Origin of the sequence: uncultured Shewanella sp., from assembly GCF_947501665.1 — a bacterium.
Classification (GTDB): Bacteria; Pseudomonadota; Gammaproteobacteria; order Enterobacterales; family Shewanellaceae; genus Shewanella.
Genome location: NZ_CANMWS010000005.1, coordinates 148150 through 171949, shown reverse-complemented (window position 1 = coordinate 171949; position 23800 = coordinate 148150). Strand labels below are relative to the sequence as shown.

Genomic DNA, 23800 nt, shown 5'->3' with positions numbered 1-23800 from the left:
ATAGTGTAGTATTTAATGGACAGATTGATGTATAGAGAGGGCGAGTTTCCCTTATTTGGTGCCCCCACTTTTCTGAATGATAAAGGGGAGGAATGTATTCCTCAGCACTATTTACAATTTCAACATTCATTGAAATCAGTCGAAAAAATTGTGACGGATGTTGAATATGATGAGAAATACCCAATCTTTGTCTGTGAAGATGACTTTGGATTGTATATTCAAGTGGGGATCATAGGTTATGATAATTATCTACAGCTTGGCACTCAGCTTAATCAAAAAATTGTTTATGGTCGAAAATGGCGAGTAGAACCGAATCTTCCGACATCTGAGATTATTCAAACCTTATTTTTGGCGTTGCAGAAAGCAAAAGAGCATGAAGTACGTGAGCTTTTTGTATTAAGGCAAGGGGAAATAAAAAGCACTCCTTTTAATTGCCATCATGATTTACCTTTAATGGCTGATATGAGTAATATGTTATTGAGCAAAAGTATTCGTGATGAAAAAGGAAACATGACTCAGCTCATTGTCAGTTGGTTGGCGTTAATTCAATACAATGGGTTTGATATTCATTTAAATCATGTAGAGCGTTTATCTCAAGGTGGTTGGGTACTGACACTCTCTTGTTTAGAAAGTGTTTGTTTGAATGAAGAGAGCTTTATTCCAGCTAAAATGACTTTGTTATTAAGCGTTATCAATCAGAATACGTTATACCACAGTTTGATGAATGAATTGGTTAACTTGGCTCATTTACATGTTTCTGAGCACTTTACTTATCGAGGTTTTACTCGATTCAGCCGGCAATTGGATATTTTTGCCGTGGCAAACCTGTCAGTTTCAAGCCGTCGTTTACATGAAGAAGGTCAATATCAGTCTTTTAAGACAGAATGGTCAAAATTGAATTATGATACTGATGAAACCCGTGTACCTGTATTATCAAATGGCATTCTTGGGGATAAATTAAAATCATTAATCGAGTCTTATTCTCCTTTAGCAGGACAAATACCTAAGTTAAGCTTTTAGTTAACCTGAATTCGGGATAATGAGTGTCAAAGAACATTGGTAATCGGCGGATTCAACTCGCAAGTGCAATATCCCACCTATATTAAGGTAGGATGTAGCATTGAATAACGAGCGATTCACTAGAAATAGATAAGGGCAAACATCAAAGGCGGATTCAGTGGCGTAAAATGAGGTGATGCACACAGCGGCTTCTTCTTGATAATATAGGATATAAACTCTATTAGTATAATTAAATCAAGTGTATACTATTTTAAAATGGAATTTAGCTAATTGAGGAGTAATATGGCTGTTTTAACGATTTTAACGGCACCAGATTTACGGCTGAAAAATATAGCCAAGCTTGTTGTTGACTTTAATTCTGTACAGTCTCTCATTGAGGATATGCTGGAAACATTATATGCCACCAGTAACGGTATAGGTTTAGCTGCAACACAAGTGGGCCGTGAAGAAGCTATTGTTATTATTGATATATCAGACAATAGAGATGAGCCGTTGATTTTAATTAATCCTCAGGTGACAAAGGGGGAAGATAAGCTGATGGGACAAGAAGGCTGTTTATCAATACCGGATTTTTATGCGGATGTAGAACGCTTTTCTATTGTGACAGTCACAGCGCAAGATCGTTTTGGTAATGACATGACCATTGAGAGCGATGATTTTCTTGCTATTGTCATGCAGCATGAAATCGATCATCTTCATGGTCATTTATTTATTGATTATTTATCGCCTTTAAAGCGTCAAAGAGCGGTAAGTAAAGTGGTTAAGCGACTTAAAAAAGCCAGTTAGGTTTTATGATGCACTTCTTTGATGATAATCAAAATGACTGATGAAAATTGGTTGCCCGTCTCTTTCATGTGCACAGATGTTAGCGCAAAGTGGCCTTAAGCGCATTGTGGTGGCAATACTTGATCCTGATCCAAGAAATAATGGTAAAGGTGTTCATATTCTTAAAGAAGCAGGTATTCAAGTCGATATTGGTGTGGGATCAAAATTCGTGATGGGTTTTTTGCAGCATTATCTTGGGTATTCATAATTGGTTATTTATGTATATTAGATGGAAGTGATTTTATAATAAAACGGCGTAAAAATGTCTTTTTGGCGCCGTTTTATTATACATTTATTGATTAAAGGCAGAGTATTTGTCCAGAAGCCATGCAATCACCCCCATTACCGTCAGTTTCATGGCAGGCTACAAGGGTTTCGTTGGTATAGCTGGGTATGAGGTGTGTATGACTTTCTTCTGTGCTTGCACTGATGTCATCTACCATACAGAGTCCTCTTATATCATCAGGGTCTACGCCCCCACATGTTCCAGCTTCTGGATTTTCGCAATCTTCTTCATTACGAATGACCATATGATTCCATGAGATAGTATCAATGAATTCTCTTTGGTAATGGGTATTAGCAGTATCTCCACTACAACCGGTGCAACGAGGATCGTCTGAATTGGGGATTGCAGCATTATAGCCTTCAAACATGAAATCTTCTAAATCACAACCAACTCGAATAGAGGCATTGATTTTATTTGAAGGACATTGGATTATACACGCTATTCCACCGTAACCACTTGGGTCGGCACCTTCAATAAAACATTCAAACTCTTCCACTTCGGCAACCGCATCGGTGCGAAATTCTGTGACACTAATATTGGCGTAGCTTGATAAAATGTCTTCTGTATTTTCATGTTTTTGTAACGTGCTGATGTTATCAAAAGTAATGACGTCCTTAGGGTCAGTGTGTAAGAATTGATTATAAATAATGGTGTTGTTGAGTGTATCAGCATGAGCATTGCTGCAATTGTTTTGCTCACCACGACGAGCATTGAGGTTGATGGAAGGATGATTACTGATATGCTCTAAAGTAAAGTAATTGGCTTCTATTTGATTAAGACTGGTGCTTTGATGGAGAAGAGGGTTTTCTTGATCGCAACGATGAAAAAGATAAATGCCGCCATTGTCGTTTAATGTCAGATGGTTATTTTTGATCACGTTATGAGCTGAGCCATTAAGTGACATGAGTTGCTGCTGAGTATTGACATGAATGGTATTGTTATTAATGTTATTGAAATTAGACTCGGCATCAAGATAGAGCGCGACAGTGTTAGATACTCCTTGTAGATTAGAATGCTCTAAGGTGACATGATTAACACCTTCTGACAAATACAGGGTAGGGCGGTATAACCCTTCAATATTTATATTTTTCAGGCTAATACGATGAGGAGCGGCAAGGTTGGCTCGTTTGGTATGGTTCATTCCTATTTCGAAGCTTGTCATCGGATTGGATTGAGCATCATTTTTCATACCTGTGAGCCGAATGCTGCCTTTAATTTGGCAATCTTGTATATGAATATCGTGAGGAACAGACCAAGTATTATCTGCTTTTTGAACGGATTGTATAGCGATAGTATCTTCTGTTTGGGCTGTAAAGATCCCAGCTTCAATACCGACAGTAAGATCAATTAACGCATTATTACAGTTGAGATAAGTGTTTGATGATCTCTCACCTTCAAAGAGGACTTTTTTGGTTATTACATCATGACTGTCTAGCGTTAAATTACAGTCTATTGACACGGTGTGATTCTCTTTGGTAATTGGGCTTAGAATGTCAGATTTTTTCTCTTTTGAGCAAATATTATCGGCTTTGGCTGGAATGAGTAATAAGGGGGAGGTGATGAGGGTGGCTATCAGTATCTTTTTGAATAATAACATGAAAAATCCTTTTATGTTGATTAAGCATTGAGATTATTTGTGGATGTGAATTAATTGAAATACAGCTAAATACTAGTTTTATAGTTGTTGGTGTTAAAGTGTCAATGTTTTAAAATGAATTTAATGTTCAAAATGAAAACAGGAAACGTCAATTGTGGCAGTAATGAGTGGCATAATGATTTGTCAACACCATTGGCTTGCGAAAGTATCAATGGTGTTGACGGTTTCACATAACCACCATTAGAGGCAAATTTGTTGACCTAATATATGGCAATCTCCGCCATTTTGGTCATGTTCCTTACAACCGATAAACATTTGGTTGTTATAACTTGGGTAAGCATTTGTGTGGCTGTCTTCAAGGTAGCTGCTTGTTTCATGAACGAGGCATTCACTGTCAGGTAAGGTATCACTCTCACGTATGACGTCGATGTGTCCCCAATGAGGTAAATCATAAAGAGAAACTGAGCCCCACTCTAAATTACAGGCTGCTCTGACAGATGCACTAATTTTATTGTCAGGGCAAGTGGCATATTTATAGCATCCGTAACTGTTTGTTTCTACCTTACATTCAAACTCAACAATTTCAGGTTCGATATTTTGCTTAAAGGATGTCACTCTAAAATTGGCATAGACTGAAGCCTCATTTAAGGCTTCATCTTCGTCTGAACCAAAGCGAATTAGCTCATGAGGATCGGCATTTAAAAATTGATTATACATCACGGTATTACTTTCTGTATTATCTTGATTATCTGTAGAGCTTGTGTATTTTAGATTATTGTTGTCATCCTCAATACAGTAAGTCTGCTCTCCATTGTTTGCACCAATATTGATGGCGGATTTATCATTTAGATAGTTATTGTAAATGAAGTAATTATTTTGAATGCTATTAAAACTGGCTGTTTGATGACGTACCATTCCGCCTTCACCACAATTACGGAATAAATAAATTCCTCCGGTATTATTGGCAACAATATAATTGTATTCAATCCTATTGTAAGCAGACCCATCAAGTGCCACCATGTAGTCTGATGTATTGACTGCAATTGTATTTTCTAATACGTTGTGGTAATTAGACTCTGCATCTAAATATAAGCCAACAGTATCAGAGGCTCCGTGAAGATAAGATTGCTGTAATGTGACTCGATTGACCCCAGGTGATAGATAAAGAGCTGGGCGGAATAACGCTTCAATTTCAAGGTTTTTTAATAGAATGTTACTCGGTGCTGTGCTATTGCTTCTTTCTGTGTGTCCGGTATTTAAAGATGACGCCGTAAGATCGTCTGCAAATTCATTATCGTCCATGCCAATAACACGAATACTGCCGCTTATTCTACAATCTTGAATGACGATATTTTGTGGTACAGACCAAGTATCTTTATCTTTACTCGATTGAATGGTGATGGCATCATCATTTTCCATTGAAAATATTCCGGCTCTGATACCCACATTTAAGTCGATTTTTGCACTATTACAATTTAAGCTGGTATTGGATGCATCATCACCTTCGAAGTATATTTTTTTAGTGATGACATCTGTGCTTTTCAATGATAAATCGCAATCTATTGTTGCACTTGGTCGTATTTCTGATACCCACTCTAATATCTCTGCTTTTTTCATATCGGTACAAACATTGGCTGCATTGACAGAGAAATTAAATAAAGAGGTGATTATGAATATTGAAAACAACATGTTTTTTCTATTACACATATTAAGTCCTTTTGATGTTTATGAGTAAAGTCAATTACCTAAAAATTGGAGTCGATATATTTCATCCTTCATCAGTATGATCTTAACTTTATATTAATGTTCATAGTATTATTCATAGCATGGATTTTTTAGTACCTAATCATGTTTTCTTTCTCAATGATAGGGACTAGGATATTTTGACTATCATTTTATTTGATAGACTGAATAATAGTAGTTCATCACTTGCTATAAGTGTGTTTATTTCAATCTAGATTAAATTGAGTGCTAAGGGGGTATTATCATTGGATGTTGTTTTTTAAGTGTATTTGTAGGTTAGTATGTTATTTTTAACATTTTGGCTTTTTACTTATAAGTGTAACATTAATTGTTATAAGTGGTTTAAATAAGGTAGTGGGATTATTATTATAAATATTCAGTATTTTTGATATGAAGGGCATGGGCGGTATAGGTATTTTTGTTATTATGGTCATTAAAGTATTAATCGTCAGTATAATAAATATTTTTGAATATTATTACTGATAGGGGTTACCTGATGAGTCATTCTGTCAATATAAAATGAATATGTCATTTTTTAGTTTCTGTTTTGAATGTGTCAATTTGAAATACTTAAAAGAGTAATAGCCTAATATAAATAGAAATATTAGGCTGTTATGCACTAAAGTTTTAATTTTTAATAATGGAGGTAGTATGTTATTAACTATATAAAACTTAAGTTTTCTTTTTATACTTTTTATTATGGATGATTAACATTTGATATAAAAAGTAGTGATTAATATTTTTATTATGAAGATTATTGCTTCTATTCATTTGCTATAAAGATATGCAAATCAGATAACCCTTCATCTCTATCTTTTACAATGGCAAGATAATCAGGATGATTAAAGGCATCTTTAATATGTTGAGGAGATGGAAACTCCACTTTCATCATAAACTTTGGGCGGCTAGAGCCCACTAATCTTGTGTTTATATTTAACTTATTTGGAGGTAGTTTTGCACCAAAATGTTTCATAATGGAAGCGGATGCCTCTTGATAATTGAGTAGTGCTTCTTTATTTTGTGGCGTGCCAAGTACGATTAAAAAAGTTTTGTTTTCCATATGTTCACCTTTCTATTGTAAGTTATTGGGTTAATATAAAAATGTTTAGATGATTAAAACCATTATTTCTATCGTTGATAACAGAGATATATTCTGGATCAGACAGAGCGTTTAAAATATGCTGCCTATCTGGAAATTCGATATAATTGAGGAAAGTGGGGTTTGGGTTATTTCTATCAATACTGTCTCCTTTGATAACGTCATTAATTTTAAATTTTACTGGTGGAAAGATGGCCCCGTGTTTTTTCATAATGGATCCAGCAACTTTTTTATATCGATTAATTTTGTTTATATCTTTGGGGCTACCAAATGCCATTAAGTACACTTTACCCGTATTGTATTGTGAAGATTTTTCTTCACTTGGCATTGCCCCAAAGACACTTAGGGTCATGAGTGAAGTCGTTAATAAGATGAATATTTTATTTTTCATTAAGATGTCCTAAAGTATAAAGTTATTACATTGATTGCGTGTCAAAACTTAAAATTATTGGCATTGTTATACCAACTAGAAATGGCCGTTCCTATGGCATCAGGGTTATCTTCTTGGATAAAGTGGAGACCTCGACCAATATTGATAACTTGAACATTTCTGATATTGTTTTTGACCCAATTGACTTCATTTTCTTGGATCATCATGCCTGGTGTTGCATTGAGTAAAAGCATGGGCAGATTTGTCTCTTGTAACCATCGCTGATAATGACTGACAATTTTATGTACATTGTTAGGTTTTCCAGAGATGGGGATCTCAGTTGGCCATTTCCAAATGGGTTTACGACTTTCAGGTGTAGGGTATGGTGAGCGATAGTAATCCATTTCAGCTTGAGTGAGTGGGCGTATTATGGCGTTGGGTAAAAACATCTCTATGAAGAAATTCTGTTTCATTATCATGTTTTCACCGACTCCTGGGGTTTTGATTTGTTTTATCATGGCAGCGCCTTCTTTAGGCATACTCTCCCATGTAAATGGCTTTATTAAAGATTCCATGAAAACAATGCCTTTAATATTATTTTCATTTAGAGCAGCATAATTAAACCCTAGCCCTGATCCCCAGTCATGGACGACTAACGTAATATTTTTGAGGTTAAGTTTGTTGATAAATGCCTCTAAATAAGTGGCTTGATCTTCAAAGCTATATTCAATATTTGGTTTATCTGATTTTCCCATACCAATTAAGTCGACTGCGATAGCTCTAGCATCATGACTCACATAAGGAATAATATTTCGCCATAAATAAGAGGAGGTGGGATTACCATGTAAGAAAAGAATTGGATCACCGTGACCTTCATCAATATAGTGCATCTTTGAACCTTTAATATTGATGTAGTGAGAGTCAAAAGGAAAATCAGCATTGATTGACGCTATTTTCTCTTCTTGGTTTTGAGGGGGAGCTGAATTAGGTGCGCAGGCTGTTAATGTTAAAACGGATGCAAATAAAGCTGTTTCGATTGTTTTTTTTAATGGCTTTATCATAAACCACCTCTTGAGCGTTAAGTTTAAAAAGTGAGCAATGTATGTATCAACTCCTTGTCAGCTTGAAGCATTGCTTTTCGTGATTATTTTCATTTAGTTGTGCTGTTTTTCCTAGCAGCTTATTTTCTGATGGTATAAGTATAAAATTTTGAATAGACTTAACAAATAGCGATAAATAGACCTCAATGGTTTATTCTTGAACCGATAGGTTCATGATGAGTTAGTATGCTGATTTTTTATATCTATGTGGGTTTATTAAGCACATTTAATTAGATCTTAAGTTATTATTTTAAGGATATAAGTTGCAAAAACAGAATGTTGGGTGGGATGATGTTCGTTTCTTTTTAGCAGTATCAAGACTGGGAAGTGCTCGAGCTGTTGCAGAAGATTTTATGATGAGTCATTCAACGGTATCTCGTCGAATCGAAAATTTAGAGGGAAGTCTAGGTACTCGATTATTTAATCGGAACGTGACTGGGTACCAATTAACTGAAGATGGTAGAGCATTACTGCATTATGCTGAAGATGCGGAAAGTGCGATGAGAGAAGCTGAACAAGTTTTGATGGGCCGGGATACAAAATTAACCGGTTACATTCACATGACGACGCCAGATGTGATTTCAAAGTGTTTTTTGTTTCCTGAATTATCGAATTTTTCAAATCAATATCCAGATATCGATATTGAAATATCGACAACGAGTGGTCAGTTGGATCTATCTCGTTTTGAGGCAGATATTGCCATTCGATTGATACAAGCTGGAGGGGAGGTTCCTGATTCTCTTGTCGGTCGAAAATTAGGTTCTATTGCAAGTTGTTGTTACGCGAGTAAAGATTATTTACAACAACATGATTTGCAGGATCCTAACACGAAAGCCCGTTGGATTGGTTGGGGAGGAAAAGAGCGTTTTCCAACTTGGGTTAAAAGGACGCCTTATCCACATATACCGACTGTTCATTATATCAATCAAGGGCTCTTGCAATTTGAATTTGTTAAGTCGGGCATGGGGATGGCGATGCTTCCTTGTTTTATTGCTGAAAATGAACAGAAGCTGCAACGCGTGCCTGGTTGTGAGCCTCAAGTGATGCATGAAGCTTGGCTGTTATCACACCCTGACTATCGGGAAGTAACAAGATTACGTATGTTTAAAGAGTTTTTAGTGGATTTATTTCACCAAAAGAAGGGCATATTACTCGATTATGTTTGATTTCATATTGTGAAGAATATAGCCATATCCGATTAAGGTACTTGGGCCTGTTGATCTTTGGTGGTTAAATTATGTCCGAGATAAACGTGTTTTAATCTCGGCGGGAGGAATGATGCCAAGTGATATAAGCAAATATCTCCCAACAAAGAGTAAAACATGTTTAGTGAATCCTACAGACAGCGTTTGTGGCTCCTTTCTACGGCGTTATCGCTTATTTATGTAAAATAACTACACCTCACAAGTTCTGTCTTGTATAAATAACCCACAAACTGCTGCAGAAATAATCACCAAAGATAAACAGGCCCTAGTCCTGATTGAATGAGAGTATATTTCGGTATTATTATTAATGGCTCCCGCATCGGTGGCATTTCTATCATCTCAGGTTAAGTTCTCATTCATGATTATCGACGATTGAGTCTGCAATGATGCAAATTGAATGTTGTTAAATAGCACAACGAAAGTTATATTCTCTTGAACGATGATTTTTGTGGCCGTTTTAATATCGCTATATGCCTGACAGTTATGATAACCACTGGTTTTAAAAAAGAAGATTTTATATGATAGTCATAGATTTTTTTAAAGAATGGCGTTAATGAAGAGACATTTTGATAGCTTGACCCGTGAAATGTTACAAAAAAGACAAACCGCACATGAGGTGTGTCGCCAATTTTCCCGTAGTCCCAGTAAAGGTAACTTGAAACGGGTAAGATCACTGTTTTCTCGTTGTGGTGGAAGTGTTTTCATTGAAGCTGGTTTTCATTGTGATTATGGGGAGTTTATTGAATTAGGCGATCGCGTCTTTATTAATATTAATTGCACTATTTTAGATGCTGGTCGAGTGAGTATTGGGCATGACACGTTAATTGGGCCTAATGTGCAAATTCTGGCTGTGACACATGATGTCGACCCTCAGTTAAGGTTAGGCAAAAGCAATTATGCTAATGATGTGATGATTGGTAATAATGTTTGGCTGGCAGCGGGAGTTATTATTACTCCAGGGGTAACGATTGGGGATAACAGTGTTATCGGTGCGGGAAGCGTTGTCACCTGTGATGTAGACGCGAACAGTTTATATGTGGGTCATCCTGCGGTGAAAGTAAAGACAATTTGACTTTATATATTTCTAAAACCCCTTTAGAAACACATAAAACTAGGGACTGATCTTTGCTCGTAAAGGCGGCTGCTTTTTGTACTGAGTTTTTTATATCTGCATGAATAATGATTGAGTGACCGTTGAAGTGACAGACTCCAACAGGAATTAAATGTAGGCTGGGTTTTGAGTCGAGAAGCGAGTGATGCTAAGTTGATGCTTGATTGCGCCGTATAAATGTTTTTTCTCTTTCTTGACAGTCATCAGTTTATTGCATACCTCTAAATACCATATTTTTATTCATTATTTCAAAGGTGATTATAGTAGCTATATGCTCTCAATAACGCGTTTTAAACTCGAGTATTTGAGAGGTTATCACACTTGTATTTCCATTTTACTTAAGGATATCGCTTAGCGTTTGCAGCCTTTAAGGATATATAGATTTAACCTGAACTCGGGATAAAGAGTGTCAAAGAGTATTGGTTATCCATTTACAGTCAATAGGGTCAAATCACTCCCGTTATTCTTTCTTGTTTAATTTGGCTAAATAGCGCTATTAAGCGGCGCTGCTTATTCCGAGGTCAGGTAGATTTAGCTTTAGCTATAAACGTGACTCTTTTCTATGACCAGATTGGCTATACTGAATAGAACATGAATAATACTCATCCCTTTGATGTCATAGACGTGTAGACATCTAAACGTCCTTATGTATAATGGAGTCAAGAGCATGATGTTATCATTAAAAAAGGTGTTTTTTTTAATCGTTTCTTTATCTTTATTAATTGCTTGTGTAGCTTCTAATGAAGATGAGTATGTCGAGATTGATGGTATTGTCAGTTACCGTACTCCGGTGACGTTACCCGATACCGCTATTTTAACGGTGAAGTTAAAAAATATTGCTGATCATACTCAACCTCCAATCGTTTTAGATGAGCTGAATAAAGAGAAAGTGGCTTTGCCTACTCGCTTTTCTTTTACTGTTCCTTTAAATGAATTTGTAAAAGGCCATATGAACATTATTCAGGCTTATGTAAAGTATAAAGATAAGCTGATATTTATGGAGCTTAATGCTGTTAACGTTAATTTGAATTCTCAAGAGCCTTTGCTCATCATGCTTGAAAAAGTCAGTGAATAACCTAGGTAGATTGAGTGTACCTATTCACTTGATAATTGGTTTCTTTAATATGAAATAGAGGCGCAGTATGCCGGTAAAAATCCCTGATGATCTTCCCGCAGCAGAGGTATTAGAGTCAGAAAATATTTTCATCATGTCTGAAACCAGGGCTAAAAATCAAGATATTAGGCCGATGAAAGTGCTCATCTTGAATTTAATGCCCAATAAAATTGAAACAGAAACACAATTACTTCGTTTATTGGGGAATACGCCATTACAAGTTGATGTGGATTTATTGCGTATTCATGATAAAAGCTCTAAACATACTTCGATTGAACATATGGAGAATTTCTATCGTGATTTCGAAGATATTCGGCATAAAAATTATGATGGTTTAATGATCACTGGTGCTCCTTTAGGTTTATTGCCTTTTGAAGACGTGAGTTATTGGAAGCATATTTGTGACATAATAGATTGGTCTCAGCAGCATGTCACATCAGTATTATTTTTATGTTGGGCTGCCCATGCAGCGCTCTATCACTTATATGGACTGAATCGTCAAGTACTCGACAAAAAACGTTCAGGTGTGTATTTACATCAAAGAACAGAGCAACATTACCCTTTATTACGAGGGTTTGATGATGAATTCTTTGCACCTCATTCTCGTTATGCAGAAATGGATCTGACTGAATTAAAAGCACACTCTGATTTAAATGTTTTAACTCAATCGAATGAGGCTGGTGCCTATATGGTATTGAGTACGGATAACCGTAATTTATTTGTGATGGGGCATCCTGAGTATCAAAAATTTACTTTAGATGAAGAGTATAAACGAGATGTGCAAGAAGGCATTGAACCGGATCAGCCTCAGAATTATTATTTCAATAATGATCCTAGCAATACTCCTATAGTCAGGTGGTACGGACATGGAAATTTGTTAATTAGTAATTGGTTAAATTACTATGTTTACCAATTAACGCCGTATGATCTTGATACTATCAGTCAACCTCGGTCTGTATCGTAAAAAACCATGATATGACGGTATGTTATGAAAGTGCTTCCTCTGTACAGCTTATCAGCTAGAGGAAGCATATTGATGCTTATTTTTGCGATGAATAATAAGCTGAGACGTTAATGATATCTTGTTCACTAAGCATTTTTGCCATAGGTTCCATCGCTGCAGCTTGTCCCCCCTTGCGCTGTCCTGCTTTATAAGCTTTTAATGAAGAAATCAAATAAGCTTTGTTTTGCCCAGCGAGATTTGGATAGATTGGCATAACAGCTTTACCCGTCACACCATGACATGCGACACAAATAGTACTGGCTTTGGCTTTGCCAGCTTCGAGATCCGGAGTGCCAGGTTTAGCTTTTTCTGCTGTTGCAGCCTCAGCCGGTTTAGCTGTGTCTGCTGTTGTAGGCTCAACAGTTATAACGGATGTTGCTGTTAATAATGCGGCGGCAGCTAACATAAGATTACGATTCATTGCTCTTCCTTTTGACGAGTTTTGCACGATAAACGTTCCAGCTTGGTTATCGTGATTAAAATTTAATTTTTAAGTGAATCATAGTATGGAAAGCAATCCGTTCTGTAAGGTTGTCTCCCTTTTATTTCCGAATTACTCATCATGTTGAAGTACACCAACCGCATTGGAATACCAAACCTTTACAGCATGCTTCTTTACCAATATCAGGATAACCCCTTGTTACTGGATTTAACATGATGTCGTATTTTTTAACATTTTATGGTGTAAAAGTAAATGAGCTCCTGAAATAGGCTAATCAACCAAGCTTAAGAAAGTAAAAAATGTATTTATTTTGTAATTCTTATGGGCTATTAATGGTATTATTACTCGCCTATTTTCTGCAACAAGTCTTGGCTTGATGAGAAATGGCCTCATTTTTAGCCATTGATTTAAGTTTATTGGCTGTAATAAAAGTAAAAATAGTTTTTTAACTTATTTGTTAATTGGTGATTTTTATTTGTACTTCTATGTGTCATTTTTAAAACATCATTTTAAAAAAAGTAAAGCAATGAGAATAATAATAAAGGTAAGTTGAATGCAATTGACGGATATTACCGTATTAAAAACCGCATTGAATTGGTTATATGAAGGTAAATCAATTTGGCTGTGCACCATTTTAAATACTTATGGTTCTGCTCCTCGCCCTGTTGGTGCATTGTTTGTGACAGATGGCCAATTAAGACAAGGTTCTATTTCTGGTGGGTGTTTAGAAGATGCTTTTATAGACATGTTAAATGATGGTGCTTTTACAAGAGTGGCTTCTGTTTTTTCATATGGCGATCATATGCAAGGTGAAACGATTGCCACTGAGCTACCTTGTGGTGGCACTATTCGCTTGTTAGTAGAATGCCTTCAACCAACAAATATTGTATTGGCTCATTTAGAGCAGTGGTTACAGTTTGCTCAATCTCATTCTGGGTATGTGCGCCACATTAAGCCTCAAAGTGATGACATTCATCTTGAATTGGCCTTTGGGCAGTATTCAAGAGCTGTGACTGAATCGGATGAGTTGATTGAGATCTATTACGAACAGGTGTGGAAATGTATCATACTTGGAATAAGTCAAGTGAGTATGAGTGTTGCCCAGCTGGCGATAATGGCGGGTTATGATGTCCATGTGTGTGATATGAGAAAACAATTTGAGTCGAGTTGGACTTATGATGCTGATGTTGGGGGGGTCGATATCACTTGGATCTCTCCTGACTTACTGGTTGATAAGCTTGCTAACAGTCGAACAGCAATATTAGCGTTAGCGCATGATCCTCGTATTGATGATTTAGGATTAATGAGTGCTTTTGAGTCAAAGGCTTTTTACATTGGTGCGATGGGCTCTAAAAAAACCAGTATTGCCAGAGAGGAAAGGCTTCAGCGTATTTGTGAATTGTCGGCTGCTGATCTGGCACGTTTACATGCACCAATCGGGTTAAATATCGGCAGTAAGACTCCCGTTGAAATTGCTATTGCTATCATGGCTGATATTATTCGAGTGAAAAATAAGATTGCCCTTGATGCGCTTTAAGGATTTATAAAAATTTAAAAATAAAGGACATTTTTATATGGATAGTGTTATTCAAGCAGCCATTAAATTGCGAGAGTCAGGGCAATATCAACAAAGCCGTTCATTGTTAAATGAATTGTTGCTGAAATCTCAATATTGTGCGTTAGCAGAGCTGCATATTGCTTGGTCTTATGATAATGAAGGTAATGAAAAATGTGCAATTGAATATTATAGTCGAGCATTAGAAGGACAACTATCTGCGACGCAACGTTTTGATGCTTTATTTGGTTTAGCCAGTACTCACCGAGCGCTAGGGCATTATACGTATGCACTGCGTTATTTTGAGATCATTAATACAGAATACCCCCATGAAATCGCCTCTAAACCTTTTTATGCTATGTGCTTGTATAACATGGGTAGGCATAAAGAGGCGATGTCATTGTTGTTGCAATTATTGCTTTCCACCACGAATGAAAATGACATTAAACGTTATCAGCGAGCAATTAGATTATATGCAAGGGATTTAGATAAAATTTGGTGTGATAAGGCCTGAGAATGAGGCTGTTGTTTGTCTATATACTCTTCCCCTTTATGGTGTGGTTGTTGGTAAGTCTAAGTCTAGATCGCCGTTAGGGACGCAACAGCACGGTAAGCATTCACCTTGTTCAAGATGTACTAAAGGTTCGGTAACATAGTATACTTTGCCGCTATTCACTTTTGTCTTACAGGCGCCACAAAAACCACTTCGACATTCTGAAAATAATGTGATTTTTTGACGCTCTAAGGCTTCAAGCAAATTATTGAATTCTTGGTGGGAATACAATAATGTGGGTTCACCTTGAAGGCTGACTATTGCAGCCTTCTGATAACGATGTTTATAGGTCAAAATCGAGAAACTCTGAGCCATCCACTGAGGCGTCAATTTGTCCTACAAGGTAAGATGAGACTTCAACTTCCTGTGGGGCGACTTGCACAGAATCACTTTCCAACCAGCTTTTCATCCAAGGTAATGGGTTAGAGCGGTCTTCATAAGCAGGAGTGAGGTTAACGGCTTTCATACGTTCATTGGTAATATACTCTACGTATTGGCACAGTATTTGTTCATTAAGGCCAATCATAGAGCCATCTTTAAATAAATATTCAGCCCAATCTTTTTCTTGTTCAGCTGCTTTGACAAAAATCTCATAAGCTTGCTGTTCACATTCACTGGCAATTTCTCCCATTTCGGGATCATCTTTACCCGCAGCCATTAATTTTAAAATGTGCTGAGTACTGTTGAGGTGTAGCGCCTCGTCACGGGCGATAAGGCGAATAATCTTCGCATTACCTTCCATCACATTACGTTCTGCAAAGGCAAAAGAGCAGGCAAAACTCACGTAAAAACGAATAGCCTCAAGTACATTCACTGAAACCATGCATAAATACAGCGCTTTTTTGATTTCCCTTTGATTAACAATACGGGACTGACCTTGAATAGTATGTGTTCCTTCCCCTAATAAATTATAGGCTTGAGTTAATCCAATGAGATCGTCATAGTAATGGGCAATATCAGATGCACGCTTTAAAATTTCATCATTGACGACAATGTCATCAAATACAGTTGAAGGATCATTAACGATATTACGTATGATGTGAGTGTAAGACCGTGAGTGGATCGTTTCTGAAAATGACCAAGTCTCTATCCAAGTTTCAAGTTCTGGTAAGGAAACCAAAGGTAAAAAAGCCACATTGGGTGAACGACCTTGAATGGAGTCGAGTAGTGTTTGATATTTTAAATTGGAAATAAAAATGTGTTTTTCATGCTCAGGTAACGCAGCATAATCAATTTTGTCTTTACTGACATCGACTTCTTCTGGGCGCCAGAAGAAAGATAATTGTTTTTCTATGAGTTTTTCAAAGACTTCATATTTTTGTTGGTCGTAACGTGCCACGTTGACCGATTGCCCCATAAACATAGGTTCGCGGCTAGCATCGTTAGGGGTTTGACAAAAAGTTGAATAGGCCATGATTTTCGATTTCCAAAAGATAGGGGCATTATGCCCCTATTATATAGTTAACTGAGTAATGCAGCGATAAATTGATTATATCTTACATGCGCCGCCAGCACAGCCATCATCTTCTTCCTCAATACTGACGATATCATCATGTTGATCTGAAGCCCCATCACGAGTGTTATGATAGTACAAGGTTTTAAGACCCAGTTTGTAAGCGGATAACAAGTCTTTTAATAGGACTTGCATGGGTACTTTATTATCATCGAATCGTAATGGGTCATAATTCGTATTGGCAGAAATCGCTTGATCGACAAACTTCTGCATCAAGCCGACCAATTGTAAATATCCCTGATTGTTTGGCATTTGCCATAGCAATTCATAGTTCCCCTTAAGGGTGTCAAGATCGGGAACAACTTGTTTGAGTTGGCCATCTTTACTGGCTTTGACACTGATAAGGCCGCGTGGAGGTTCTATGCCATTGGTAGCATTTGAAATTTGAGAAGAGGTCTCTGATGGCATTAATGCTGATAACGTTGAATTGCGCAGTCCATGTGTTTTGATATCTTCACGCAGTGACTCCCAATCAAGGTGCAGGGGCTCATCGCAGATTTTATCAAGATCGCGCTTGTACGTATCAATGGGGAGAATGCCTTGAGAGTAGGTGGTTTCATGGAATAAGGGACAAGCACCTTGTTCTTTTGCCAACGTCATTGAAGCTTTTAATAAAAAGTATTGAATGGCCTCAAAGGTTCTATGGGTGAGTCCGTTTGCTGAGCCATCAGAATATTTAACGCCATTTTTAGCTAAATAATTAGCAAAATTGATGACACCTATGCCTAACGTTCGACGGTTCATTGAGGCTGAGCGTGCAGCGTCAATGGGGTAATCTTGGTAATCGAGTAAGTTATCTAAGGCTCGGACGGCCAGTTCGGCTAAAGGTTCGATTTCAGATAATTCATTAATGGCCCCTAAATTAATTGCAGATAAAGTACACAGGGCAATTTCACCTTCAGGATCATTAATGTTATTCAGCGGTTTAGTCGGTAAGGCTATTTCAAGACATAAATTAGACTGTCTGATAGGGGCGACTTGCGCATCAAAGGGGCTATGAGTGTTGCAGTGATCAACATTTTGTATATAAATACGGCCTGTTGAAGCACGTTCCTGCATCATTAACGAAAACAATTCAATGGCGTTGATTTGTGTCTTGCGAATGCTAGCATCTTGTTCATATTGCAGGTATAGACGCTCGAATTCATCTTGATTTTCAAAAAAAGCATCATAAAGACCTGGGACATCAGAGGGGCTGAATAAACTGATCACGGCACCTTTGATCATGCGCTGATACATCAGTTTATTAATTTGCACCCCATAGTCTAAATGACGAATGCGGTTATCTTCCACGCCACGGTTATTTTTTAGCACTAACAGTGACTCAACTTCTAAATGCCAAATGGGGTAGAACAGGGTGGCCGCACCACCTCGTACACCACCTTGAGAACAAGATTTAACGGCTGTTTGAAAATGCTTATAGAAAGGGATGCAGCCAGTATGAAAAGCCTCACCGCCGCGAATTGGGCTGCCTAATGCTCGAATACGGCCTGCATTAATGCCTATTCCAGCACGCTGACTGACATATTTTACAATTGAAGACGAGGTTGCATTAATGGAGTCTAGACTGTCATCACACTCAATGAGTACGCAAGAGCTAAATTGGCGAGTCGGTGTTCGTACACCGGCCATAATGGGAGTCGGCAATGAAATTTTAAACGTTGATGTTGCATCATAGAAGTCTTTGATGTATTTCAAACGTGTTTCTTTTGGGTATTTAGCAAACAAACTTGCAGCGACTAAGATGTATAAAAATTGAGCGCTTTCATATACTTCATTAGTCACGCGATTTTGAACTAGGTACTTTCCTTCCAGCTGTTTAACGGCAGCATAGGAAAAGTCCATATCACGCCAATGATCGATAAAACCATCGAGTAATGTCAGTTCTTCACTGGTGTAATCTGCAAGTAAATGTGCATCATATTTACCCATATCAACCAGTTTATGAATATGTGATTCAAGTTTTGGTGGTTCAAATCGCCCAAAGGCCTTTTTACGTAAATGAAAAATAGCAAGTCGTGCGGCTAAGAACTGGTAATCTGGTGATTCAGGTGAAATCAAGTCCGCAGCGGCTTTGATGATTGTTTCGTGGATTGCTTCTGTTGGAATACCATCAAAAAACTGTAAATGCGATCTCAGTTCAACTTCAGAAACAGAGACATTTTTGAGTCCTTTCGCTGCCCAAGTGATTACACGGTGGATTTTATCGAGATCGATCGTTTCACGCTCACCGCTACGCTTGGTGACTGTCAAATTGCTATTCATTAATAGTGAGGCCTTGGTTCTTTATATTCATGTTAGCGATCGGTTTAAGATCGCAATAGGTGTCCGTATCACAATCAAATAATGACTGATAAATAGAGGTCAGTTTATTTACTTGACACTGGGGTCCTTATAGTGTCTGTAATTGTTACCTACACACAACATATGGTGCTTTGTTATTTCTTAAATACAAGATAGTGCGATTTTGGCTATTTTGCAAGTGAGAATTTTGGGCACAAGTTGTGGATATCTTGAGGATAATAGCCTCGGTTAGTAATAGCTAACCCTTGAGGCTTGTTTTCATATGAATTAAATACAAAAGGTTAAAAAACGAACAGTTTGGGACAAATGTAAAGATCAGATCGTGACTGCTGGATCCTTATTCAAGGCCATTTTCATTCGCAATATTCCCCTTGCATTAAAGTTGTTCGGCTAACCACTTTTCTAAGCATTTTCCGGCTTCAAAATAGTGTTTTGCTGGCCAATTATTCGGTAAATCATCCTGACTGATATATCCCCAAAGTGCGACAGCACCAATCATATTGGCATTTTGGGCCGCAATTAGGTCGCGTTCAGCATCCCCTAAATATAAAATTGTGTGGGGAGCGCAGCCCATTTGTTGGGCCGCAAGCCACATTGGTGCCGTGTGTGGCTTGGCATTGAAGGTGCTATCGCCGCTGATAATTGTGCGCATACGTTGGGTCAATTGAAGTGAGTCGAGTAAGGGGCGAGCAAAGCGTGCTGCTTTATTCGTTACGACGCCATAAGGGATATTTTTGCTGTCTAATAATGACAGTACCGCATCTAAACCATCAAAGATTTCAGTATTATCACCATTAATATGGTGATAATGCGTTAATAATCTTTTTTGTATTGCCGTTTTTTGCTCTGAAGGCAGATCGGGTTGTGCTGCATTGACCAAGGCTAAGCTACCATGGGAGGCGGCAGAGCGCATTGAACTTATACTTTGTTTTGGAAAACCAAAGTCATTTAAGCTGAGATTAAGCGCTTGGATTAAATCAGGGGCGGTATCGGCAAGTGTACCGTCAAGATCAAATAAAACCCCTTTAATTGGAGACACGTTAGATGTAGGTTGCACCGATATGGGGTTAACGCTTGATGTGAGAGTGGATGAAGCGTTAGTCATGTTTCAATGTCGCTATCATGTAATTGACATCAAGTTTTTGAGTATATTTAAAGATATCGCTTAATGGGTTGTAGGTGATCCCTGTGGCATCCGTGCATTGTAAATGAGCCTGTTCGGCTAAAGCAATTAATTCTGAAGGCTTAATAAATTTGTTGTGATTATGAGTCCCAATCGGGAGCATTTTTAGTAGGTATTCTGCGCCTATAATCGTTTGTAAATAAGCCATTATATTTCGATTAATTGTTGAAAAGAAGACATAGCCTCCAGGTTTAACCATATCGGCACATGCTTGGATGACGGAACTGGGATCGGGTACATGCTCTAACATTTCCATACAAGTCACCACATCATATATGCCTTGATGTGTTTCTCTATGTGCTTCAGCTGTACTTTTAATATAGTTGATATCAACGTTTGCCGCTAATGCATGTAAGCGAGCAACTTCTAAAGGGTCATCGCCCATATCGAGCCCATCAACTTGGGCGCCAATTTTAGCCATACTTTCAGATAAAATACCGCCACCACAGCCCACATCGAGTACCCGCTTTCCAAAAATCCCTCCAGCGGTTTGATCGATATAGTTGAGTCTGAGAGGATTGAGTTTATGAAGGGGTTTAAACTCTCCTTGTGGATCCCACCAAGTTGATGCCATCTTTTCAAACTTTGCAATTTCTTCAGGATCTACATTTGTATTGTGCTGCACTTTTTATACCTTCATTAACGATATCTTTAAATAGTTTATCGTTATTAGTGATAATTAACAAAGGCAATGAATGACTAATTGTCCAAATGCGCTAATACTGGTCTTCATTTATCGCATTTTTAGGTATGTCAATTTGAGGCTTCTACCGCGAATGTAATTAGGGTGGATAGTCGATGTATTGTGTCTTAATTAAACGATTGAAAAGGACAAGTTTCACTTATTTAAAATGAACACTAATTAGGCCTAGCGACAATCAATAACTGTGTTAGAATGACAAATCACGTTTTCAGGCTCGGCAATGACTTAAGCTCTCATTTTAGGGACAAAGTTGTCAGCTATTTATCAGGAGATCGAGCAGTTTATGACTGATCTGGCTTCATCTATAACACCCATTAATATTGAAGACGAATTAAAAAATTCATACTTAGATTACGCAATGAGCGTAATTGTGGGTCGAGCATTGCCCGACGTGCGGGATGGCTTAAAGCCTGTGCATCGTCGTGTGCTATTTGCTATGAACGAACTAAAAAATGATTGGAATAAGCCGTATAAAAAGTCGGCCCGTGTCGTTGGTGACGTCATTGGTAAGTATCACCCTCATGGTGATACGGCTGTGTACGATACGATTGTTCGTTTAGCACAGCCTTTCTCTTTGCGTTATACGCTCATTGATGGCCAAGGTAATTTTGGTTCTGTTGATGGTGATTCTGCAGCAGCAATGCGTTATACCGAAATTCGCATGGAGAAGCTGGCACATCAATTATTGGCTGATCTCGACAAAGAGACGGTTGATTTTATTCCTAACTATGATGGCACGGAATTTATTCCTGAAGTGTTACCCACGCGAGTGCCTAATTTGTTGATTAATGGCGCTTCGGGTATTGCTGTGGGGATGGCAACCAATATTCCACCTCATAACTTAAATGAAGTGGTGGCAGGTTGTTTGGCGTTAATTGCCGATCCTGATCTAACCATTAATCAGTTAATGGAATATATTCCTGGTCCTGATTTTCCAACGGCGGCAATGATCAATGGTCGTAAAGGGATTGTCGATGCTTACCATACAGGCAAAGGCCGTGCGGTGATGCGAGCCAAAGCGGAAATTGAAACTGAAGATAATGGCCGTGAGCGTATTATTGTTCACGAAATTCCTTACCAGGTGAATAAAGCCCGCTTAATTGAAAAAATTGCCGAATTAGTTAAAGACAAAAAAATTGAAGGGATTTCAGGGCTGCGTGATGAGTCGGACAAAGACGGCATGCGTATTGTGATTGAAATTAAGCGCGGTGAAGTGGGCGAGGTGGTACTGAATAACCTATATGCTCAAACACAAATGCAGTGTTCTTTTGGTATTAATATGGTGGCGTTGACCAATGGTCAGCCTAAATTATTTAATCTTAAAGAAATGCTAGAATGCTTTATTCTGCATCGCCGTGAAGTGGTCACTCGTCGAACGGTCTTTGAGCTGCGCAAAGCACGTGATCGTGCCCATATTCTAGAATCATTGGCTGTTGCTTTAGCCAATATTGATCCGATTATTGCATTAATCAAGTCCTCCCCAACGTCAAGCGATGCGAAAGTGAAATTAACCTCACAAGGTTGGGAGCTGGGGAATGTGAAAGCCATGCTGGAAAAAGCAGGCGATGATGCCGCCCGGCCAGAATGGTTAGAGCCTGAATTTGGCATTCGTGATGGCTTGTATTATTTAACCGAACAGCAAGCACAAGCCATTCTTGAGCTACGTTTACATCGATTAACGGGGCTTGAGCATGAAAAAATCTTACAAGAATATGACGAGCTATTAACCATTATTGCAGGGTTACTGTTTATTTTAAGCAGTCCAGAGCGATTAATGGAAGTCATTAAGGAAGAGCTTGAAGAAATCCTTGAAGTCTACGGGGATGCCCGTCGTACGGTGATTAATGCCAATGAAGTGGATATGAGCCTTGAAGATTTGATTAACGAAGAAGATGTGGTCGTGACCTTATCTCATTTGGGCTATGCAAAATATCAAGTATTGAGTGATTATCAAGCACAGCGCCGTGGCGGTAAAGGAAAAGCGGCCACGAAAGTCAAAGATGAAGATTTTGTTGAAAAACTACTTGTCGCGAATACCCATGATACGATTTTGTGCTTCTCCGATTTTGGTAAAATGTATTGGTTAAAGGTTTATCAATTACCGCTTGCGAGCCGTCAGGCTCGTGGTCGACCAATTGTGAATTTATTGCCGTTATCAGAAGGCGAACGCATTACCGCGATTTTACCAGTACGTGAATATGAAGATGATAAATATATCATCATGGCAACGTCACACGGAACCGTGAAGAAAACCCCATTAACGGCGTACAGTAATCCAAGAGCGAATGGTATTATTGCTGTGAATCTTAAAGATGGCGATCAGCTGATTGGTGTGGATATCACCAATGGTAATGATGAGATCATGTTGTTCTCTGATGCGGGGAAAGTCGTTCGCTTCAATGAGAAAGTGAAAGATTCTGAAACCGGTGAAGTCAAGCGCGATCCTGAAACCGGTGACGAAGTGTTGGCATTAAGGCCGATGGGCAGAACCGCAACGGGTGTACGGGGTATTCGCTTAGAAGACGGTCAGCAAGTTGTGTCACTGATTGTACCTAAAAATGATGGCGATATTTTAACGGTGACTGAAAATGGTTACGGCAAACGTACTTTATTGGAAGAGTATCCTGCGAAGAGTCGTGCCACAAAAGGGGTGGTTTCTATCAAAATAAGCGAACGTAACGGTGCCGTTGTCGGTGCCGTTCAAGTTTGTGAAAATGATGAAATCATGTTGATCAGTGATAAAGGTACATTAGTCCGTACGCCAGCCACTGGGGTATCGACGATTGGGCGCAACACGCAAGGTGTGACCATTATTAAAACCGCCGCTGAAGAAAAGGTGGTAGGTTTGCAGCGGATCGATGAAATCCAAGGCGATGAAGAGTGCCCCGCTGATACTGACGGGCAAGAAGTGACTGGGGGAAATGCAGAGGCTGCTGAGATTGAGAGCATTGATAATGAGGCGCCCAAGCCGGATCCTGAAGTGAATGAAGATTAAATGATAAATGAGAATAACGGGCGTCCAATCGGACGCTCGTTTTTTTTAGCTTACTTTAATGTTTAAGAGTGAGTGAATA

21 protein-coding genes are annotated in these 23800 nt (G+C 38.3%); 10 read left to right on the top strand and 11 right to left on the bottom strand.

Features of this window, described 5'->3' with window-relative positions; all coding sequences use genetic code 11:
• The first annotated feature begins 27 nt into the window (after positions 1-27).
• From Q0976_RS05300 to Q0976_RS05290, 3 genes are all read left to right on the top strand, one after another.
• The gene (locus tag Q0976_RS05300; protein WP_299491779.1) at positions 28-1020 is read left to right on the top strand and encodes a hypothetical protein; all 993 of its coding nucleotides are present in this window, start codon (positions 28-30) and stop codon (positions 1018-1020) included.
• Positions 1021-1302: 282 nt separating this feature from the next.
• On the top strand, positions 1303-1806 hold the full coding sequence (def, locus tag Q0976_RS05295; protein ID WP_299491777.1) for a peptide deformylase: 504 nt from the start codon (positions 1303-1305) through the stop codon (positions 1804-1806).
• 76 nt (positions 1807-1882) lie between these two features.
• Positions 1883-2053, top strand: coding sequence for a hypothetical protein (locus tag Q0976_RS05290; RefSeq protein ID WP_299491775.1), 171 nt, complete (start codon positions 1883-1885; stop codon positions 2051-2053).
• Positions 2054-2144: 91 nt separating this feature from the next.
• Here the strand turns inward: Q0976_RS05290 and Q0976_RS05285 are convergent, their stop codons facing one another.
• The 5 genes from Q0976_RS05285 to Q0976_RS05265 form a co-directional block, all read right to left on the bottom strand.
• Complete coding sequence (locus tag Q0976_RS05285; protein WP_299491774.1) at positions 2145-3728, bottom strand: hypothetical protein; 1584 nt, start codon at positions 3726-3728, stop codon at positions 2145-2147.
• Between the two features lie 240 nt (positions 3729-3968).
• The gene (locus Q0976_RS05280) at positions 3969-5435 is read right to left on the bottom strand and encodes a hypothetical protein (RefSeq protein ID WP_299491772.1); all 1467 of its coding nucleotides are present in this window, start codon (positions 5433-5435) and stop codon (positions 3969-3971) included.
• 799 nt (positions 5436-6234) lie between these two features.
• On the bottom strand, positions 6235-6531 hold the full coding sequence (locus Q0976_RS05275; RefSeq protein WP_299491770.1) for a DUF1330 domain-containing protein: 297 nt from the start codon (positions 6529-6531) through the stop codon (positions 6235-6237).
• Positions 6532-6553: 22 nt separating this feature from the next.
• Complete coding sequence (locus Q0976_RS05270; protein ID WP_299491768.1) at positions 6554-6961, bottom strand: DUF1330 domain-containing protein; 408 nt, start codon at positions 6959-6961, stop codon at positions 6554-6556.
• A 41-nt stretch (positions 6962-7002) separates the two neighbouring features.
• The gene (locus tag Q0976_RS05265; RefSeq protein ID WP_299491766.1) at positions 7003-8001 is read right to left on the bottom strand and encodes a haloalkane dehalogenase; all 999 of its coding nucleotides are present in this window, start codon (positions 7999-8001) and stop codon (positions 7003-7005) included.
• Positions 8002-8303: 302 nt separating this feature from the next.
• Here Q0976_RS05265 and Q0976_RS05260 point away from each other — a divergent pair, with 302 nt between their 5' ends.
• The 4 genes from Q0976_RS05260 to metA all read left to right on the top strand — a co-directional run bounded on the left by Q0976_RS05260 (position 8304) and on the right by metA (position 12434).
• Positions 8304-9206: a LysR family transcriptional regulator gene (locus Q0976_RS05260; protein WP_299491764.1), complete on the top strand. Its 903-nt coding sequence runs from the start codon at positions 8304-8306 to the stop codon at positions 9204-9206.
• Positions 9207-9798: 592 nt separating this feature from the next.
• Positions 9799-10317, top strand: coding sequence for a sugar O-acetyltransferase (locus tag Q0976_RS05255; protein WP_299491762.1), 519 nt, complete (start codon positions 9799-9801; stop codon positions 10315-10317).
• Between the two features lie 706 nt (positions 10318-11023).
• Complete coding sequence (locus tag Q0976_RS05250; protein ID WP_299491760.1) at positions 11024-11431, top strand: YbaY family lipoprotein; 408 nt, start codon at positions 11024-11026, stop codon at positions 11429-11431.
• 67 nt (positions 11432-11498) lie between these two features.
• Entirely contained in the window at positions 11499-12434 is a 936-nt protein-coding gene (metA, locus tag Q0976_RS05245) for a homoserine O-succinyltransferase (protein WP_299491758.1), read from the top strand.
• Between the two features lie 76 nt (positions 12435-12510).
• On the opposite strand, the gene Q0976_RS05240 is transcribed toward metA, so the two are convergent.
• Positions 12511-12894, bottom strand: a complete 384-nt coding sequence (locus Q0976_RS05240; protein ID WP_299491756.1) for a cytochrome c — start codon at positions 12892-12894, stop codon at positions 12511-12513.
• A 574-nt stretch (positions 12895-13468) separates the two neighbouring features.
• Here Q0976_RS05240 and Q0976_RS05235 point away from each other — a divergent pair.
• Both Q0976_RS05235 and Q0976_RS05230 read left to right on the top strand, forming a co-directional pair.
• Positions 13469-14452 (top strand): XdhC family protein, encoded by a 984-nt coding sequence (locus Q0976_RS05235; RefSeq protein ID WP_299491754.1) that lies wholly within the window; start codon positions 13469-13471, stop codon positions 14450-14452.
• A 37-nt stretch (positions 14453-14489) separates the two neighbouring features.
• A complete protein-coding gene (locus tag Q0976_RS05230) occupies positions 14490-14984 on the top strand; it encodes a tetratricopeptide repeat protein (RefSeq protein ID WP_299491752.1) in 495 nt (164 codons plus the stop codon).
• Positions 14985-15020: 36 nt separating this feature from the next.
• On the opposite strand, the gene yfaE is transcribed toward Q0976_RS05230, so the two are convergent.
• The 5 genes from yfaE to ubiG form a co-directional block, all read right to left on the bottom strand.
• Positions 15021-15338, bottom strand: a complete 318-nt coding sequence (gene yfaE / locus Q0976_RS05225; protein ID WP_299491750.1) for a class I ribonucleotide reductase maintenance protein YfaE — start codon at positions 15336-15338, stop codon at positions 15021-15023.
• The gene (gene nrdB, locus Q0976_RS05220) at positions 15307-16437 is read right to left on the bottom strand and encodes a class Ia ribonucleoside-diphosphate reductase subunit beta (protein WP_299491748.1); all 1131 of its coding nucleotides are present in this window, start codon (positions 16435-16437) and stop codon (positions 15307-15309) included. Before nrdB ends, yfaE begins: the two co-directional genes overlap by 32 nt.
• A gap of 75 nt (positions 16438-16512) precedes the next feature.
• Positions 16513-18801 carry a class 1a ribonucleoside-diphosphate reductase subunit alpha gene (gene nrdA / locus Q0976_RS05215; protein WP_299491746.1) on the bottom strand — a complete coding sequence of 763 codons (2289 nt, stop codon included), beginning with the start codon at positions 18799-18801 and terminating at the stop codon, positions 16513-16515.
• Between the two features lie 415 nt (positions 18802-19216).
• Positions 19217-19945: an HAD-IA family hydrolase gene (locus tag Q0976_RS05210; protein WP_299491744.1), complete on the bottom strand. Its 729-nt coding sequence runs from the start codon at positions 19943-19945 to the stop codon at positions 19217-19219.
• The gene (gene ubiG / locus Q0976_RS05205; protein WP_299491742.1) at positions 19938-20648 is read right to left on the bottom strand and encodes a bifunctional 2-polyprenyl-6-hydroxyphenol methylase/3-demethylubiquinol 3-O-methyltransferase UbiG; all 711 of its coding nucleotides are present in this window, start codon (positions 20646-20648) and stop codon (positions 19938-19940) included. The genes Q0976_RS05210 and ubiG overlap by 8 nt, the downstream gene beginning before the upstream one ends.
• A gap of 361 nt (positions 20649-21009) precedes the next feature.
• Between ubiG and gyrA the strand changes: the two genes are divergently transcribed.
• On the top strand, positions 21010-23721 hold the full coding sequence (gene gyrA / locus Q0976_RS05200) for a DNA gyrase subunit A (RefSeq protein ID WP_299491740.1): 2712 nt from the start codon (positions 21010-21012) through the stop codon (positions 23719-23721).
• Positions 23722-23800: the final 79 nt, after the last annotated feature.

Coding starts and splice junctions, on each gene's coding strand:
- Q0976_RS05300 (WP_299491779.1), top strand. CDS start 28: ATGTATAGAGAGGGCGAGTTTCCCTTATTTGGTGCCCCCACTTTTCTG.
- def (WP_299491777.1), top strand. CDS start 1,303: ATGGCTGTTTTAACGATTTTAACGGCACCAGATTTACGGCTGAAAAAT.
- Q0976_RS05290 (WP_299491775.1), top strand. CDS start 1,883: ATGTTAGCGCAAAGTGGCCTTAAGCGCATTGTGGTGGCAATACTTGAT.
- Q0976_RS05285 (WP_299491774.1), bottom strand. CDS start 3,728: ATGTTATTATTCAAAAAGATACTGATAGCCACCCTCATCACCTCCCCC.
- Q0976_RS05280 (WP_299491772.1), bottom strand. CDS start 5,435: ATGTGTAATAGAAAAAACATGTTGTTTTCAATATTCATAATCACCTCT.
- Q0976_RS05275 (WP_299491770.1), bottom strand. CDS start 6,531: ATGGAAAACAAAACTTTTTTAATCGTACTTGGCACGCCACAAAATAAA.
- Q0976_RS05270 (WP_299491768.1), bottom strand. CDS start 6,961: ATGAAAAATAAAATATTCATCTTATTAACGACTTCACTCATGACCCTA.
- Q0976_RS05265 (WP_299491766.1), bottom strand. CDS start 8,001: ATGATAAAGCCATTAAAAAAAACAATCGAAACAGCTTTATTTGCATCC.
- Q0976_RS05255 (WP_299491762.1), top strand. CDS start 9,799: ATGAAGAGACATTTTGATAGCTTGACCCGTGAAATGTTACAAAAAAGA.
- Q0976_RS05250 (WP_299491760.1), top strand. CDS start 11,024: ATGATGTTATCATTAAAAAAGGTGTTTTTTTTAATCGTTTCTTTATCT.
- metA (WP_299491758.1), top strand. CDS start 11,499: ATGCCGGTAAAAATCCCTGATGATCTTCCCGCAGCAGAGGTATTAGAG.
- Q0976_RS05240 (WP_299491756.1), bottom strand. CDS start 12,894: ATGAATCGTAATCTTATGTTAGCTGCCGCCGCATTATTAACAGCAACA.
- Q0976_RS05235 (WP_299491754.1), top strand. CDS start 13,469: ATGCAATTGACGGATATTACCGTATTAAAAACCGCATTGAATTGGTTA.
- Q0976_RS05230 (WP_299491752.1), top strand. CDS start 14,490: ATGGATAGTGTTATTCAAGCAGCCATTAAATTGCGAGAGTCAGGGCAA.
- yfaE (WP_299491750.1), bottom strand. CDS start 15,338: ATGGCTCAGAGTTTCTCGATTTTGACCTATAAACATCGTTATCAGAAG.
- nrdB (WP_299491748.1), bottom strand. CDS start 16,437: ATGGCCTATTCAACTTTTTGTCAAACCCCTAACGATGCTAGCCGCGAA.
- nrdA (WP_299491746.1), bottom strand. CDS start 18,801: ATGAATAGCAATTTGACAGTCACCAAGCGTAGCGGTGAGCGTGAAACG.
- Q0976_RS05210 (WP_299491744.1), bottom strand. CDS start 19,945: ATGACTAACGCTTCATCCACTCTCACATCAAGCGTTAACCCCATATCG.
- gyrA (WP_299491740.1), top strand. CDS start 21,010: ATGACTGATCTGGCTTCATCTATAACACCCATTAATATTGAAGACGAA.